At 59.7% G+C, this 15,943-nt stretch carries 15 protein-coding genes; 6 read left to right on the top strand and 9 right to left on the bottom strand.

Going from position 1 to position 15,943, the window contains the following annotated elements; genetic code table 11:
- Window positions 1-3: 3 nt before the first annotated feature.
- The 5 genes from carA to AUC43_RS19010 all read right to left on the bottom strand — a co-directional run bounded on the left by carA (window position 4) and on the right by AUC43_RS19010 (window position 5,553).
- Complete coding sequence (gene carA, locus AUC43_RS19030; protein WP_068197485.1) at window positions 4-1,092, bottom strand: glutamine-hydrolyzing carbamoyl-phosphate synthase small subunit; 1,089 nt, start codon at window positions 1,090-1,092, stop codon at window positions 4-6.
- 538 nt (window positions 1,093-1,630) lie between these two features.
- Window positions 1,631-2,770, bottom strand: a complete 1,140-nt coding sequence (locus AUC43_RS19025) for an aspartate aminotransferase family protein (RefSeq protein ID WP_068197480.1) — start codon at window positions 2,768-2,770, stop codon at window positions 1,631-1,633.
- Window positions 2,770-3,750 (bottom strand): N-acetyl-gamma-glutamyl-phosphate reductase, encoded by a 981-nt coding sequence (gene argC, locus AUC43_RS19020; protein ID WP_068197476.1) that lies wholly within the window; start codon window positions 3,748-3,750, stop codon window positions 2,770-2,772. The genes AUC43_RS19025 and argC overlap by 1 nt, the downstream gene beginning before the upstream one ends.
- Window positions 3,740-4,930, bottom strand: a complete 1,191-nt coding sequence (argG, locus tag AUC43_RS19015; RefSeq protein WP_068197474.1) for an argininosuccinate synthase — start codon at window positions 4,928-4,930, stop codon at window positions 3,740-3,742. Before argG ends, argC begins: the two co-directional genes overlap by 11 nt.
- Window positions 4,927-5,553 (bottom strand): GNAT family N-acetyltransferase, encoded by a 627-nt coding sequence (locus AUC43_RS19010; RefSeq protein ID WP_082685220.1) that lies wholly within the window; start codon window positions 5,551-5,553, stop codon window positions 4,927-4,929. The genes argG and AUC43_RS19010 overlap by 4 nt, the downstream gene beginning before the upstream one ends.
- A gap of 424 nt (window positions 5,554-5,977) precedes the next feature.
- On the opposite strand from AUC43_RS19010, the gene argB reads away from it, so the two are divergent.
- From argB to argH, 3 genes are all read left to right on the top strand, one after another.
- Window positions 5,978-6,760 (top strand): acetylglutamate kinase, encoded by a 783-nt coding sequence (gene argB / locus AUC43_RS19005; RefSeq protein WP_068197471.1) that lies wholly within the window; start codon window positions 5,978-5,980, stop codon window positions 6,758-6,760.
- Complete coding sequence (locus tag AUC43_RS19000) at window positions 6,748-7,839, top strand: M20 family metallo-hydrolase (RefSeq protein ID WP_068197468.1); 1,092 nt, start codon at window positions 6,748-6,750, stop codon at window positions 7,837-7,839. Before argB ends, AUC43_RS19000 begins: the two co-directional genes overlap by 13 nt.
- 122 nt (window positions 7,840-7,961) lie before the next feature.
- The gene (gene argH / locus AUC43_RS18995) at window positions 7,962-9,275 is read left to right on the top strand and encodes an argininosuccinate lyase (protein ID WP_068197466.1); all 1,314 of its coding nucleotides are present in this window, start codon (window positions 7,962-7,964) and stop codon (window positions 9,273-9,275) included.
- Between the two features lie 86 nt (window positions 9,276-9,361).
- Here argH and AUC43_RS18990 read toward each other — a convergent pair whose 3' ends face one another.
- Window positions 9,362-10,162 (bottom strand): phosphatase PAP2 family protein, encoded by an 801-nt coding sequence (locus tag AUC43_RS18990; RefSeq protein WP_068197463.1) that lies wholly within the window; start codon window positions 10,160-10,162, stop codon window positions 9,362-9,364.
- 73 nt (window positions 10,163-10,235) lie between these two features.
- The gene (locus AUC43_RS18985; RefSeq protein WP_068197461.1) at window positions 10,236-10,658 is read right to left on the bottom strand and encodes an EamA family transporter; all 423 of its coding nucleotides are present in this window, start codon (window positions 10,656-10,658) and stop codon (window positions 10,236-10,238) included.
- 138 nt (window positions 10,659-10,796) lie between these two features.
- On the opposite strand from AUC43_RS18985, the gene AUC43_RS18980 reads away from it, so the two are divergent.
- The 3 genes from AUC43_RS18980 to AUC43_RS18970 all read left to right on the top strand — a co-directional run bounded on the left by AUC43_RS18980 (window position 10,797) and on the right by AUC43_RS18970 (window position 13,218).
- Window positions 10,797-11,528 carry a PD-(D/E)XK nuclease-like domain-containing protein gene (locus AUC43_RS18980; RefSeq protein ID WP_068197458.1) on the top strand — a complete coding sequence of 244 codons (732 nt, stop codon included), beginning with the start codon at window positions 10,797-10,799 and terminating at the stop codon, window positions 11,526-11,528.
- A 111-nt stretch (window positions 11,529-11,639) separates the two neighbouring features.
- Complete coding sequence (locus AUC43_RS18975) at window positions 11,640-12,233, top strand: TetR/AcrR family transcriptional regulator (protein ID WP_071885978.1); 594 nt, start codon at window positions 11,640-11,642, stop codon at window positions 12,231-12,233.
- Between the two features lie 58 nt (window positions 12,234-12,291).
- Window positions 12,292-13,218, top strand: coding sequence for an alpha/beta fold hydrolase (locus AUC43_RS18970; protein WP_068197452.1), 927 nt, complete (start codon window positions 12,292-12,294; stop codon window positions 13,216-13,218).
- Between the two features lie 66 nt (window positions 13,219-13,284).
- Here the strand turns inward: AUC43_RS18970 and AUC43_RS18965 are convergent, their stop codons facing one another.
- The gene (locus AUC43_RS18965; RefSeq protein WP_068197449.1) at window positions 13,285-14,295 is read right to left on the bottom strand and encodes a J domain-containing protein; all 1,011 of its coding nucleotides are present in this window, start codon (window positions 14,293-14,295) and stop codon (window positions 13,285-13,287) included.
- A 106-nt stretch (window positions 14,296-14,401) separates the two neighbouring features.
- Window positions 14,402-15,304, bottom strand: coding sequence for a histone deacetylase family protein (locus AUC43_RS18960; RefSeq protein ID WP_068198992.1), 903 nt, complete (start codon window positions 15,302-15,304; stop codon window positions 14,402-14,404).
- Window positions 15,305-15,943: the final 639 nt, after the last annotated feature.

Genomic DNA, 15,943 nt, shown 5'->3' with positions numbered 1-15,943 from the left:
ATCTTAGACTCGCTGCGCTTTATGCTCCGCCACGGCCGTCAAAAAATCATCAAACAGATACTCGGTATCCTCCGGGCCGCCAGCGGCTTCGGGGTGGAACTGTGTGGAGAAGAATGGCTTGGTTTTGTGTTTGATGCCTTCGCAGGTGCCGTCGTTCAGGTTTTCGAACAGCATGGTCCACTCCTCGGGCAGCGTGGCGGTGTCTACCGCGAAGCCGTGGTTTTGGCTGGTGATGAAGCTGCGCTTGGTGCCCGTGAGCAGGACCGGCTGGTTGTGGCTGCGGTGGCCGTACTTCAGCTTGAAGGTGTCGCCGCCCGCGGCGAGGCTCATGAGCTGGTTGCCCAAGCAAATGCCGAAAATGGGCTTGTCCTGTTGCAGGGCCGTTTGGAGGTGGGCGATGGTGGCCTCGCACATCTTGGGGTCGCCGGGGCCGTTGCTCAGGAACAGGCCGTCGTAGTCCAGGGTGTTGAAATCGTAGTCCCAGGGCACGCGAATCAGCTCCACGTCGCGCTCCAGGAAGCAGCGGATGATGTTGGTTTTGGTGCCGCAGTCTACCAGCACGATTTTGTTCTTGCCGCTGCCGTAGCGCTGCACGCCGGACTGGCTCACCTGAGCTACCAGATTTTCCAGGTTGGGGTCGTGAAACGGGATGTCCTGCTCGGCCACAATCTTGCCCAGCATGGCGCCTTTTTCGCGCAGCTTCTTGGTGAGCATGCGGGTATCCACGCCGAAGATGCCGGGGATGTTGTACTCCTTGAGCCAGTCGCCGAGGCTTTTGGCGGCGTTCCAGTGGCTGTGCTCTTCGGAGTAGTAGTTCACCACCAGGCCGGCAATGTGAATCTGGTCGGATTCGAATATCTTCGAAATCGACTCATATAAGTCCTCGCCGGGCACGCCGTAGTTGCCCACCATGGGGTAGGTGAGCACCAGAATCTGGCCGGCGAAGGACGGGTCGGTGAGGTTTTCGGGATAGCCGGTCATGGCCGTGCTGAACACCACTTCGCCGGCGGCGGAGGTGAAGGCCCCAAAGGAAGTACCCTGGATTTCGGTGCCGTCTTCCAGGACTAGTTTTACCGATTTAGCGTTTTCCACTCTGTTATGCAAAAAAGGATGTATGCTGTTGTTAATTTTTGGCCTTAGTCAGGCACGCCGCGTCCTGGCTGGTTGCGCTGCAGGGCCGTGGCGCGGGTGCCCATCATACCCATCAGCGCTAATGGGAAGCGGGCAATTGGCAGGAAGGGGGCCGATTCGGGAAGTGCTGCTGCCGGGCGCTGGGCGGGTGGGTGACGTCGGCTGAGCCCGCATTTGCAGCCGTCCCGATACAATTTCGGCTGGAACAGGACCATAAATCAAGGGTCTGTTCCAGCCGATGCAGGAGGGATGCCGAACGGGAGCGAAAGTGTGTAAATCAATCTGCTCCACGCACTGCCGTTTCCAGATGTCAGGCATCGGGAAGTCGGGCGGGCACAACTGCTGGAAAGAAAAAGTAGAGGCAGCTCCTTCGCGGAAAGAGCCAGCCGGTGGCTGCGCAACAGAGGCCAATGGCAGCGTGCAGCTAATCAGAAGGGGAGCCAGGCTCGTAAACTTCATCGTGCTACTCATTGGGGCTGCAAGTTAGCTCTTAAGCTGCTTACTTCCTTGCCTCTGCCGGAATAAGTGTGTACAGCGCCTGCAAAAACCGGTCGACTTCCGCCTTGGTGATATTGAGCGGCGGCAGCAGGCGGAGCACCGTGGGGTCGGAGGCATTGCCCACGAAAATGTGGTGTTCCGACAGCAGCTGGTCGCGCACTTCCTTGATGGGGAAGTCGTATTTGATGCCCACCATCAGGCCGCGGCCGCGTATTTCCTCGGCGCCGGCGTTGGCTTCCAGCTCTGTGCGCAGGTACTGGCCTAGCTCGGTGGCGTGGGCCAGGAGGTTTTCCTGCTCAATAACCTCCAGCACGGCCAGCGCGGCGGCGCAGGCCAGGTGGTTGCCGCCGAACGTGGTGCCCAGCAGGCCGTAGGATGCTTTCAGCTCCGGCGCAATCAGAATGCCGCCGATGGGGAAGCCGTTGCCCATGCCTTTGGCCACCGAAATCACGTCGGGCCGGATGCCGGCGTGCTGGTGCGCGAAGAACTTGCCGCTGCGGCCGTAGCCGCTCTGCACTTCGTCGGCAATCAGCAGGGCGCCGTACTGTTTGCACAGCGCGGCCAGACCAACGAGGAATTCATCGGAAGGCATGATGATGCCGCCCACGCCCTGAATCGGCTCAATAATCACGGCGCAAACGTCGCCGCCTTGCAGGAGCTGCTCTACCGCCGCCAAGTCGTATTCCACGAAGGAAATGGCGTGGCCGGCGTTGAAGGGAGCGACGATTTTCGGGTTGTCGGTAGCGGCCACGGCACCAGAAGTGCGGCCGTGGAAAGCACCTTTAAAAGCAATGACGCGGCTTTTTCCGGTGTGGAACGACGCCAGCTTCAGCGCATTCTCGTTCGCCTCAGCGCCGGAGTTGCACAGGAATAAGGAGTAGTCCTCGTAGCCTGACACCTGGCCCAACTTGTGCGCCAACTCCTGCTGAATCGGAATCTGCACCGAGTTGGAGTAGAAACCGATGTTCTGCAGCTGCTCCGTGAGGCGCTGCACGTAGTGCGGGTGGCTGTGGCCGATGGAAATAACGGCGTGGCCGCCGTAGAAATCCAGGTATTCCCGGCCCTTGTCGTCCCAGAGTTTGGCGCCCAGCCCTTTTACCGGCGTGATGTTGACGAGCGGATAAACGTTGAAAAGCTCCATTAGAAAAGCACCGATTTGAGGTGAAGGCCCGTGGTTTCCGGTAGGCCAAAAAGCAGGTTCATATTCTGGACGGCCTGCCCCGAAGCGCCCTTCACCAGGTTGTCGATAACCGAGGTAATGAGCAGCTGCTTACCAAGTTTCTGCACGTGCAGTAGGCATTTGTTGGTGTTGACAACCTGCTTAAGGTGGATTTCCTTGTCCGAAACCGTGGTGAACGGCGCCTCGGCGTAGAAATTCTTGTACATCTCGCGCGCCTCATCCTGGCTCAAGTCTGACGGCGTGTAGACGCTGGCGAAAATGCCCCGCGAGAAATTACCGCGGTAGGGGATGAAGTTGATGTCGAGGTCCAACTGCGGCTGCAGCTGCGCCAGGCTCTCGCCGATTTCGCCGAGGTGCTGGTGGGTGAAGGGCTTGTAGATGGACACGTTGTTGGTGCGCCACGAGAAGTGCACCGTTTCCGACAAGCTCTGGCCCGCGCCCGTGGAGCCGGTGATGGCCGACACGTGCACATCATCTGTGAGCTTACCGGCCTGCGCCAGTGGCAGCAGCGCTAGCTGAATGGCGGTGGCAAAGCAGCCGGGATTGGCAATGCTCTGGGCCTGCTGGATGCGGCTTTTGTTCAATTCCGGCAAGCCGTACACAAACTCGCGGCCATCGAATTCCTGGTCGGCGGCTAAGCGGAAGTCGTTGCTCAGGTCGATGACGTGGGTAATTTCGGGCAAGGAGTTCTTCGCCAGCCAAGATTTGGAGTTGCCGTGACCCAGGCACAGAAACACCACGTCTTCGTCGCCGGCCAGCTCCGAAGCAAACACCAGCTCGGTGTCGCCGAGCAGGTCGTCGTGCACCTGGTGAAGGGGATTCCCGGCGTTGGAAGAACTGACGATGCCGCCCAGCTCCACGAACTTGTGGTGGAGCAAAATGCGCAGGAGCTCGCCGGCCGTGTAGCCGGCGCCGCCCACAATGCCGGCCTTAATTTTCATCGTTGAGGCTGGCGCTAATTTTCAGCTGGTTGCCGAAAATCTTGATAAAGCCACGGGCATCACGGGCGTCCCAGGCGTTGTTTTCTTCGCCGTAGGTAGCCACTTTCGACTGCATCATGTCGTACTTCGACTCGATGCCGAGCAGGTCGAATTGATACGGCTTGAGCTGCACGAACACCTTGCCCGACACGTGATTCTGCGACGACGTGAGGAAGGCTTCCATGTCGCGCATCACCGGGTCGAGGTACTGCGCCTCGTGCAGCAGCGTGCCGTACCAGTTGGCGATGTAGTCCTTGTGCAACAGCTGCCAGCGGGTGCTGGTGTGCTTTTCCAGCAAGTGGTGCGCCTTAATGAGGATAAGCGGTGCGGGCGCCTCAAAGCCCACGCGGCCCTTAATGCCCAGAATGGTGTCGCCCACGTGAATGTCGCGGCCAATGGCGAAGGCCGAGCCCAACTCGTTCAGCTTCTGAATCAGCTCAACGGGCGCCAGCGTCTCGCCATTTAGCGCCACCGGTTCGCCCTTTTCGAAGGTGATTTCCACGCGCTCCGAATCCTGGCGCTGCAGCTGCGAGGGGTAGGCGCTGTCGGGCAGGGCTTCGTGCGAGGTCAGCGTTTCGACGCCACCCACGCTGGTGCCCCAGATGCCTTTGTTAATAGAATAGCGGGCCTTTTCCCAGCTCATTTCGAAGCCCTGTTTCTGCAGGTACTCAATCTCGGCCTGGCGCGAGAGTTTCAGGTCGCGGATGGGCGTGAGAATCTCCGTTTTGGGCGCAATCACCGAAAAAGCCACGTCGAAACGCACTTGGTCGTTGCCGGCGCCGGTGCTGCCGTGCACGATGTAGTCGGCCTCATTGGCCCGCGCATATTCGGCGATGGCCAAGGACTGGAACATGCGCTCGGCACTCACGGATAGGGGATAGGTGTCGTTCTTGAGCACGTTGCCAAACAGCAGGTAGCGCAGGCAGTCGTGGTAAAACCGGTCGGTCACGTCAATGACTTCGTGCTTCACCGAGCCCAGCTCGTAGGCACGCTTCTCGATGCTGGCCAATTCCTCGGCCGAAAAGCCGCCGGAGTTGACGATGACGGTATGCACTTCCAGGTTGAGCTCGCGTGACAAATACACGGCGCAAAACGACGTGTCGAGGCCGCCGCTGTAGGCCAGTATGGCTTTTTTCTTCATAATGCAGAATCGGTTTCAGGGTCAGTAGCAGAGTCGTGGGCAACGGGCAGGGCAGGAGTGGCGACGGCAGCAAAATCCGGCACTTGCACCTGCACGAGCTTGTCGGCAGCGTCGAAGAGCATGCCGGTGCAGAGGCACATCTTGCGCTCGTTCTCCATCAGGATGCCGTAGTTTTTGCAGCTTTTGCAGCCTTTCCAGAAGTCTTCGCTGGACGTGAGCTCCGAGAACGTCACGGGCTCGTACCCCAAATCGGTGTTGATTTTCATTACGGCCAGGCTGGTCGTAATACCGAAAATCTTGGCCTGCGGGTACTTGGTGCGCGAGAGGTTGAACACCGCTTGCTTGATGGCCCGGCCCACGCCACCCTTGCGAATTTCGGCATTGACTATCAGGCCCGAATTGACGACAAAGGTCTTGTCGTCAAACGTTTCGATGTAGCAAAAGCCGGCCAGCTCGCCGTCGACGAAGGCAATGATGCTGTCGCCGCTGGCCATTTTCTGGGCCACGTAGGCTGGCTCGCGCTTGGCGATGCCGGTGCCGCGCGTTTTGGCCGACTCAACGTACCATTGGCATAATAAGTCAGCGTACTGAGCGTCCGCTTCCGTTGCAACCCGAATTGTCATTGATTATAAAATACTTAGGGATAGATGCGCGGCTCTCCGGTAACCCCGCCGTTGTTGTTTACGGGGAATCCCTGCTAAAGCCCAAACCTGTCTGTAAGTTGAGCGGATACTAGCCCGGCTCAAAAGGGCTGGCCAAGGGGCCAACATGCGGCTGTTGAAGCCGCTAGGGTCGTCGCACCAGTGCGCAAGCGGTTTCGCATACGCCGGCTATTCCTGGCCAGGCGGCAAGGGCAAGCATGCTAGACGTATAAACCGAAGGGGACATGGCGGTGAAAACTGGTTCGGTCGCTTAAACGAGCAACTATACCAAGTGGTTCAATTCTGGCGCAAAGGTAAAAGCCCCTACTTTTGCCTGCAACAAAACCCAACGTTATTTTGAAATATCGGCTGCCAACCAAGCAACTGCGTAAATATTTAAGTAATAATGAAATCCCAGCTCAAGATATTTAAAATAGGCGGTGGTATTATCGACCACGAGCCCGATTTGCTGGAATTTCTGCGGCTGTTTTCGGAAGTCAGCGGGCCCAAAATTCTCGTGCACGGCGGGGGCAAAGGCGCCAGCGAAATGATGACCAATCTGGGCATTGCCCCGCAAATGGTGAACGGCCGACGCATCACCGATGCGGCCACGCTGGACATCGTCACCATGTTTTACGCTGGCAAAACCAACAAGCAAGTAGTGGCCGGCTTGCAAAAACTAGGCGTCAATGCCTTGGGCCTCAGCGGGGCCGATGGCAACGTAATTCAGGCCGTGAAGCGGCCGGTGCGTGAAATAGACTACGGCTTTGTGGGCGACTTGGACGAGACGAGCATCAACGCCAGCCTGATTCACCAGTTTCTGGAACTGGGCCTGACGCCCGTATTCTGCCCCATAAACCACGACGGCCACGGCCAGTTGCTCAATACCAACGCCGATACGATTGCCGCTTCACTGGCCAAAGCGCTGAGCCAGCAATACGCCGTGGAGCTGCATTTCTGCTTTGAGAAAAACGGAGTGTTAACGGACGTCAACGATAATCAATCAGTAATTCCTAAAATTACTCCGGTCAATTACACGGAATTAAAAGAACAGGGAATAATTGCGGCTGGCATGTTGCCGAAATTAGAAAATGCATTTGATGCGTTAAATTACGGCGTTGAGAAAGTAATTATTGAGCATGCGCTGCACATCAATGGCACGCTAAAAACGGAGCTATGTATGAATTAATTAATCAGCTTAGCGACGATGCCGTAGCGTTATTAATTCGGCTAATTCAAACCCCTTCTTTTTCCCGCGAAGAAGACCAAACGGCCGCGCTCATTCAGCAGTTTCTTTTCTCGCACGGCACGACGCCGCAGCGGCAAAAGAATAACGTATGGGCCGTTTCGCAGCATTTCGACGCGGCCAAGCCCACCATTCTGCTCAATTCGCACCACGATACCGTAAAGCCGGGCGCAGGCTGGAATTATCCGCCTTTTGGCGCGGTGTTGGAAGGCGATAAATTAATTGGGCTGGGCAGCAACGATGCTGGTGCATCGGCGGTAAGTTTATTAGCGACGTTTCTGTATTTCCAGAACAAGGCCAACGCATTTAATCTGATTTGTGCCATTACAGCCGAAGAAGAAATTTCGGGAGCCAACGGAATTAGAAGTGTGCTGCCGGAATTAGGCCCAATTACATTTGGAATAGTGGGCGAACCTACCGGCATGAATCTGGCCATTGCTGAAAAAGGGCTAATTGTGCTGGATGCTACGGCCCACGGTAAAACCGGGCACGCCGCCCGCGACGAGGGAGAAAACGCCCTGTACAAAGCACTAGACGATATCCAGTGGCTCCGTCAGTATCAATTTCCCCGGGTGTCGCCGCTGCTGGGCCCGGTGAAAACAACGGTCACTCAAATTTCCGCCGGCCAGCAGCACAACGTGGTGCCCGACCGCTGCCAGTTCGTGGTGGACGTACGCACCAACGAGCTGTACCAGAACCAGGAAATTGTCGATATCATCCGGGCACATGTGCAGTCTGAAATTGTGCCGCGCTCCACGCATCTGAACTCCTCCAGCATTTCTGAAAACCACCCGCTGGTGCGCAGGGGAGTAGCCATAGGTAAGCAGATATACGGCTCGCCCACATTGTCAGACCAGTCGATGATGCCGTTTGAAACGTTAAAAATGGGGCCGGGCGAAAGTGCCCGCTCGCATACGCCGGATGAATTTATTCTGGTAAGTGAAATACGGGCCGGTATTCAAGATTATATCACCCTGCTGACGGACTTCGACGCGCAAAGTCTCGCGAAGTTGGAAAATTAAGTTTCGCTGAGTTTTTAAATGTTCTGGACCATTACAATTAATAGTTTCTCAAGCAGTCGGCAGATTTGAAGCCGTCGCTGCCTTTGCGAGACTTACTTTTTAACCTTGCGAAACTTTGCGCTATGAAGATTTGGGAAAAAGGATTTTCCGTTAACGAAACCATTGAGAAATTCACGGTGGGCCAGGACCGGGAATTGGATATGCACTTGGCGTATTTCGATATGCTGGCTTCTAAAGCCCAGGCCAACATGCTGGCTAAAGTGGGCCTGATTTCCCCGGTGGAGCAGAAACAGCTTATCACGGGCTTGGATGAACTGCTGGCTCAAGTAGAAGCAGGTGTCTTCGAAATTGAGCCGGATTTCGAGGACGTCCATTCCAAAATAGAGTACTACCTGACGGAGAAGTTTGGCGATGCCGGCAAGAAGATTCACACGGCCCGCTCGCGCAACGACCAAGTACTGACTGCCATTCAGCTTTTTATAAAGGACTACACGGAGCGGATTTCGGCCAAAATGCTGGCCTTGGCTGAAGTGCTGCTGCAGAAAGCGGAGAAACACCAGGGCGATTTGCTGCCGGGCTACACCCATTTCCAGGCGGCCATGCCGAGCAGCTTTGGGCTGTGGTTTTCGGCTTATGCCGAGCATGCGCTGCTGGACTTGAGCTTGTTTGAGGCCGCGCACCGGGTGGCCGACCAAAACCCGCTGGGCTCGGGCGCCGGCTTCGGCAGCAGCTTCCCGATTGACCGCGAAATGACGACGCGGGAGATGGGTTTTGGGAGCGTGGCGGTGAGTGCCGTGGGCGCCCAGATGCTGCGCGGCAAAACCGAGAAAACCCTGGCGTTTGCCATTGCGGGCGCCGCGGGCACCCTGGGCAAACTGGCCTACGACCTGGTGCTTTACAACAGCCAGGACCTGGGGTTTGTGACCTTGCCCAAGGAGTTTACCACGGGCTCGAGCATCATGCCGCACAAAAAAAACCCCGACGTGTTTGAGCTGGTGCGGGCCCATGCCAACCGCTTGCAGGCGCTGCCCAACGACATTATCCTGGCCACCAGCAACCTGCCCAGCGGCTACCACCGCGACTTCCAGCTGCTCAAGGAACTGCTGTTTGGCCCCATGATGGAGTTTGCCAACCTGCTCGACATCCTGCTGTTCGCGCTGCCCGAAATCAAGGTGAAATCCGGCGTCATTGAGCAGGCCAAATACGACCCCATTTTCTCGGTCGAAAACATCAACCAGCTGATTATCGCCGGCGTGCCGTTCCGGGATGCTTACCAGCAGGTGGGCCGGGCTGTGGAAGACGGCAGCTACGTGCCGCACCGGGAGTTCCATACCACGCACCTGGGCAGCATTCACAACCCGGGGCTGGCCGAAATTGCGGCCAAAGTCCGCCGTTGGAAGGAGAGCAGCCCTTTGTTTAAGAAGCTTGAGGCCTAAATAAAATCAGGCCCTCAGCCATTCAGGATTGCTGAACGGCCGAGGGCCTGATTTTATTTAGGTTAGGCCGGTTAATATGGATTGCTTTATAGCTGCTTGCTGAGCAGCAGGCCGCCGTAGGCATAGCCGTTGGTATTGATGCCTTGCATAGGCAGCACGGTCATGCCAGCGCCAGCGGCGGTGCGGTGGAGATGGGGCACTAGTACACCCATGGTTGCGCCCACGGCGTAGCCCAACAAGTTGTCGGACAGGAAGTGCTTGCCCGCCTCGATGCGGCAGTAGCCTACTGCGGCCGGTACCAGCGCGGCGGCGGCCCACACGTAGGGTTGGGCAGGCGAGTCGGGGTGAAAATCGTGGAAGACCTTAGCGGCAAAAAATGTGGCCGCGGCCGAGTAAGCCGTGTGGCCTGCAAAGAAGGAGTTAGTGGCGTTTTGGCGGGTGCGCTCGGTAATAGAGGCGGTAGAGGAGTAGGTGAGGGGGCGCTGGCGGTACACGGTGCCGGCGGCCATGGTGAAAATGGCCCCGGTGGCCACCATGGTTTGCACGTAGAGGCCGGCAATCTGGCCGGCCCGGCCCCTGATGCTGGGGTCGAGGGCCAAAATGGCGGGGCTGCCTATTAGCGAGCCTATCAGGGTGTAGTCGCTCACGGTGCGGTAGCCCTCGTCGTAATACCCGGCCGAAAAGCGGTCGAAGAACGGCACGTCGGTCTTTTTGAGGGCTATGGCGGCCTCGGGGCTGATGCCGGTTTTAGCCCGAATCAGCAGCAGGCCTGCCACATTCACGCCGGTGAGGCCCAGGGTGATGGGGCCGTCGGTGGCAAAGCGGGTGTGATAAGGAGAGGAAGCGGTTTGGGCCTGCGCGGAAAACGAGCTCACAACGGCAGCCAAAAGGCAAAGGAGGCACAAAAAGGTCTTCATATGGGCCTTCAACGGTTCTTCTAAAGGAAAGTTGGGCCCTGCCTCAGGCCCAAACCAGCACCACCGTACCGGCCAGGATGAGCCCGGCACCCAGCGCACCCCGCACCGAAATGGTTTCGCCCAAAAATGCTACCGCCAGCAGCAGGGCCAGCGCCACACTCAGCTTGTCTACGGGCGCCACTTTGCTCACGGGCCCCAGCTTGAGGGCGCGGAAATAGCACAGCCACGACGCCCCCGTGGCCACGCCGGACAAGACCAGATACAGCCACGTGCGCCCCGTGAGGACCGGCAGCCCGGCCGTGGCCCCGCGCGCCAGGGCGATGCCCCAGGCCAGCAACAGAATGACGACGGTGCGAATGGCCGTGGCCAAATCAGAATCGACGCCCTTGATGCCGATTTTGGCGAAAATGGCGGTCAGGGCGGCAAACAAGGCCGAGAGAAGCGCGTAAGGAATCCAGGAAGCCATGAGGTAAAAAGGAGTGAAACGGCCGGGCTCGCAACCCGCTGAAGCGGAGTACGCACGCTGCCCCAAAACTGCTGACTCTAGATTGGGCCAGTGCCCAAGCGGAGCCATTATGTGCTTTTTCCTGTTACCTTTTCAACCATGCCAGAATCCGCTATTCCGTACCGCCGCCCCGACCTGCTGCGCCTCGATTACGACACTTACCGCGCCCTGCCCGCCATTGCCAATTCCGACCTCTCGCGGCTGCGCGACGCGTTGGATGGCCGCCCGCCGCGCCCCCAAACCAATTCCAACGAGGGGGCGCTGAGCTTTGGCACCGCGTTCCACACCGCCCTGCTCGAGCCAGACGACTACGTAGCCGGCCAGCCCGGCCTCAACGACACGCTGGTGTGGTGGCTGGTAGAGGGCGTTAAGCTCAACTCGCACCTGGCCGAGCTGCTCACCCTGGGCATTTCGGAAACCAGCGTGCTCTTCACTGAGCCCCAAACCGACACCCTCTGCAAGCTGCGCGCCGACCTGATAGTGGACCACCCCGACCAGCCGTTCACCATCATCGACTTCAAGACCACCATGGCGCGCGACGCCGACCATTTCCTGTGGCAGTGCTCGGCCTACGACTATGACCGGCAGGCGGCCTTCTACACCGATGCCCTGCGCGCCGAGCGGTTTCTGCTGGTGGGCGTGCAGAAAGTGGAGCCGTATGGGGTGTTCACCATCGAGGTGAGCGAGCAGATGCTGGCCGAAGGCCGCCAGAAATACCACCGCCTGCTGCGCCTGCTCAAAGCCCCGGCCACGGCACCCGCGTACCGCGCCGAAGCCGTGCAGGCTGCCGTAGACCTGCTGGGCCTGCCTTCCAATGGGGAGGCGGATTAGTTTACCGGCGCTGTCGCTTCTTTCGGGCCCTTCTCCGCTGTGGGAAGGGCCTTTTTTGTGGGCTTCAAGGATACTTACTTATTAGTTAGTAAGTGGTATCTTTGACTCGTTATGCCTAATCAAACTACTTCAGTTGTCCTGCCAGGCGATACCCGTGCCCGTATCCTGGACTTGGCCGAAGGCTTCTTGCTGGAGCGCGGATTCAACGCGTTTAGCTACCAGCACATCGCCCGCGAGCTGGGTATGAAACCTGCCGCTATACACTATTACTACCCTAGCAAAGACGACCTGGGCACGGCCATTGTGGCGCGCCAGCTGCGGCGCCTGCGCAAGTGGCGCGACCTGCCCCGCGTGGCCGACTTGCCCCCCGCCGAGCAGCTGGAAGCCCTCCTGACCGTGTACGACAGCCACGTCCGGCACGAGTGCCGGGTTTGCCTGTTTGGCGCGCTGGCCGCCGATTTCCGCACCTTGCCCGCTCCTATGCAAGCCGAGCTGCGCACCTTCAATAGCGAGCTCACCGCGTGGCTGGCCCAGGTATTGGCCGCAGGGCGCGCCACCGGTTCGCTCCGCTTCGTGGGCAGCCCATCGGCCAAGGCCCTGCAGGTGCTCACCACACTGGCGGGCGCCCTGCAGGTAGCCCGCGTGCACGACGCGACCCCGTACCACTCCATCGTAGGGCAGCTGCGGCTGGAATTGCTCGCCTGATTCTCTACTGAAGCGCCCTTGCCTGGCCCCAGCCATACTTCGCCTTTACTTCTTTGTAATGACCAACACCTTCTCGCCTGCTCACGACTATTTTCTTTCCGACGAAGTGGCGGCCCGCACGGCGCCGCGCTTGCGCTACCCCTCGCCCCCGGCCGGGCTGCGGTGGCTGCGCCTGCAGCTCCGGGTGCTATCGGCCGTAGCGCCAGAATTAGCCTTTCGGCAGGCGTGGAAGCTGTTTTGCACGCCCCGGCGCCTTCCCCTTAAGGCGTGGGAGGTTCCGGCCTTGGCCGATGCGCGCCGCCGCACCGTGCCCTACGAAACCGGCCCGGTTGCGGTGTACGAGTGGGGCCCGGCCGCCGCGCCGGCGGTGGTGCTGGTGCACGGCTGGGAGCACCGGGCCAGCTTTTGGCGGGCGTGGGTGCAGCCGCTGGTAGCGGCTGGCTACCGGGTGGTGGCGCTGGATGGGCCGGCACACGGCGCTTCTGGCGGGCAACAGACCACGCTCATGGGTTTTAGCGGCGCCGTGCAGGCGGTGGTGAATACGGTAGGCGAGGTGCGCGCCATGGTGGCCCACTCGTTTGGTGCGGCGTCGGTGGCTGGGCTGCCGGTGCGCTTGCCTGCGGGCGTGCCGCTGCCCCGCCTGGTGCTGCTGAGTGCCCCGGTGGGCCCGCGGGAGGTAGCTGAACGATTCGCCGATTTCCTCCGCTTGCCGACTGATTTTGTGGAGCGATTTGCCGCCTACGTGCAGCAGGCTACCGGCCGCCCGGCCTCATCTTTTGGAGCCGCCGTAGCCGGCCCGGGCACCCGCGCCGAAAAAGTGCTGGTGCTGCACGATGAAGACGATGAAATCATCCCCTTCGCCGAAGGCCGGCAGATAGCCGCTGCCTGGCCCGGGGCCGAGCTGCGGGCCACTCGCGGCCTGGGCCACAACCGCATCCTGCGCGATGCCGGCGTGGTGCAGGCCGCGTTGGCGTTTATTGGGTAGCAATTGGCCCGCTAAAGCCAGAAGTGCCCAGTGCAGCCGATGATTTGCAGCACGGGCTGGTGCGGGTCAAATGCTGTCCATGCCTTCGGCGGCTAGCTGGCGCAGCACATCGCGCAGGCCCTCGGGCTCGCGCAGGAGCAAGCCCACGTGCTGCACGTATTCCGCCTCGGCTCGCAGGTCGCGCTTGAGCTGGCGCAGCTCCGATTCCTGCTTTTTAGCCGATGCTCCCTGGTAGCCGGTGGGGCCGTATTTAACCTCATTCATTTCCTGCTTCAGCGTGATTTGCTGCTGCAGGAGGGCCCGCGTGTAGCGCGTTAGTACGTTGTCGGCTGCGGCATCGGCCGGGCCGGATTCGGCCAGCAGTTGCAGCAGCGTGTAGAGGTCGTCGGCTTCGTAGGCTTCGGTGATACGCTGCATCTGGGCCGTTTTATCGGCTTGTTTTTCGGGGTCGCGCTCCAGGTCGGGGTGGTGGGTGCGGGCCAGCTGACGGTAAATGGTCTTGGCGTTCGACTCCAGGTGCTGGCGGTCGGCTTGCTCGGCGGCTTCCTGGGTGCGCTGGGTTTTGGTTTTGCGGCGCGCGCGGGCCCGGGCGGCGGCTTGCTCGTGCGGCGGCAGGGTAGGGTCGGGGATGTACTCATCCTCCGCGGCGCCCGAGTTGGCGGCTGTTGCATTGGCCTTGGGGGCAGGGCGGCGCCCGGCCGGCGCATACTTGCGGATTATCGCGGCCTCATCTTCCCCAAACCGCTCTTCCAGCGCCCACGCGTTGCCCAGAATCAGGTCCGTAATCTGCTGCTCTTCGAGGCGGCTGAAGTAGCCCAACAGCAGCGCTTCTTCCAACGACGGAAACAAACTGCGCCGGGCCGCTACCACGGCCGTGGCCGCGGGCCCTACTTGCTGCCAGTAGCGGCGCCGGGCTTCGGCCTGCTCGGCGCGGAGGTCGCGCAGCCGCTCCCGCAGGTTCTCCACGTCCAGAATGGCCTGCCGAAAGGCTTGTTGGGCTGGCGAGCCAGCGGGCTTATCGGCCAGTCGAACCGGAACGGTAACGGGCGCGGGATGCGCCGAATCAGCTTTTTTCATGGATTGCAAAGGTACGGGCTGGCGCAGGCGCGTTGGGCTGGCGGGCTTTCGTATTGTGCTGGGCCAATAAGAGTCGTTCGACGGTAGAACGCGCCAAGGCACGTTCCTACGGCCATAGTTCAAAGGCCACCCGAAACGTATTGCAGTGGGCATCCACAATGTCGGCCAGCCGCTCAGAATAGCCCCCGCCCATGCTCACCGCCACCGGCAGCTGATGGGTGCGGCACAGGCCCAGCACAAATTCATCGCGCTGCCGGCAGCCAGCGGGCGTGAGGGCCAGCTTGCCGAGCTTGTCGGTGGCCAGCACGTCGACGCCGGCTTGGTAAAAGATGAAATCCGGCTGCACCTGGGCCAGCAGCGCGGGCAGGGTTTCCTGCAGCTGCCGCAAGTAGACCTCATCGCCGGTGCCCAGTTCCAGTGCCACGTCCAGGTCCGAGTGTTCTTTGCGCAGCGGGTAATTGGCGCCGGCATGCATCGAAAACGTGAACACGCGCGACTCCTGCCCGAAAATGCTGGCCGTGCCATCGCCCTGGTGCACGTCCAAATCCACGATTAACACCTGCTTGGTCAGCCCGTGGGCCAGCAAATGCGCCGCCGCAATGGCCTGGTCGTTGAGCACGCAGAAGCCTTCGCCGCGGTCGGCAAAGGCGTGGTGGGTGCCGCCGGCCAAATTCAGCCCTACGCCATCCTGCAGGGCGTGCAAGGCCGATTGCAGCGTGCCGGCGCTGCTGCTCAACGACCGCCGCACCAGCTGCGGGCTTTGGGGCAGGCCCAGGCGCCGCACTTCCGCGGGGCTGAGGGCCAGGTCGCGCACTTTGTGCCAGTACTCGGCGGTGTGCACGCGCAGCACGTCGGCTTCGGCGCACAGCCCGGGCTCGTAGAAGTCGGCCGCGGCGGCGATGCCTTGCCAGAGCAGCTGCTCCCGTATCAAGGCGTATTTGGCAATGGGGAAGCGATGACCTTCGGGTAAATCGAGGGTGTAATGGTCGGAAGTAGCAAGGCGGGGCATGGGCTGGGTGTACTGCGAAGTCTGGGCGCCGGTTGGCAAGCGGGCAGCTGGGCAACCGGCGCGATGGGTTTTAGCTCATAATTGGGTGAGTCCGCGGCAGCGTTCACGTACCGCATGGGTTAATTGGGCTGGTCAAATCTTCTCGCGAAAAGCTCGTTTCTTGGATTGCCGGGCCATTATAATTGCTTGGCTCAATAATTTTTTTAGGCCCCGCTGGCCCTAAACTATTACGGCTTCTTTCGTTTTGAAATCGAGTGTATTTGCTCACAACATAAGCTACCTCGTCAGGGCCAATGCCGACGGCCAGTGCTGTGGTTGTTAATGGTTTATTGTTAGCAATTAAACTAAAAGTGATAGAAAAGCCGTTAAAAGGTACACTCGAAGTGTACTTCGAAAGATGAGGAGAACGGCTGTCCACCCAGGGCAGTCGTCGGCCGGGGCGGCACCACTCGGCGTGCCGTCCCAAACCGGCCGAAGCCTCCGGGCCGATAAACTGAACTGTAGGCAGGGCATCACTCTTGGATGTTCCTGGTTAACAAACCTAAAAGCCTCTACTGCTACAGTAGAGGCTTTTCTGTGGCCTTCGCTTGCGAAAACATCACACGGGGCGGCTCGTACACCAATTCCTTCACTATCTAA

Source organism: Hymenobacter sedentarius, assembly GCF_001507645.1.
GTDB lineage: Bacteria > Bacteroidota > Bacteroidia > Cytophagales > Hymenobacteraceae > Hymenobacter > Hymenobacter sedentarius.
Note: the sequence above shows the minus strand (reverse complement) of the source record. Positions and strands in the feature narration are given on the sequence as shown.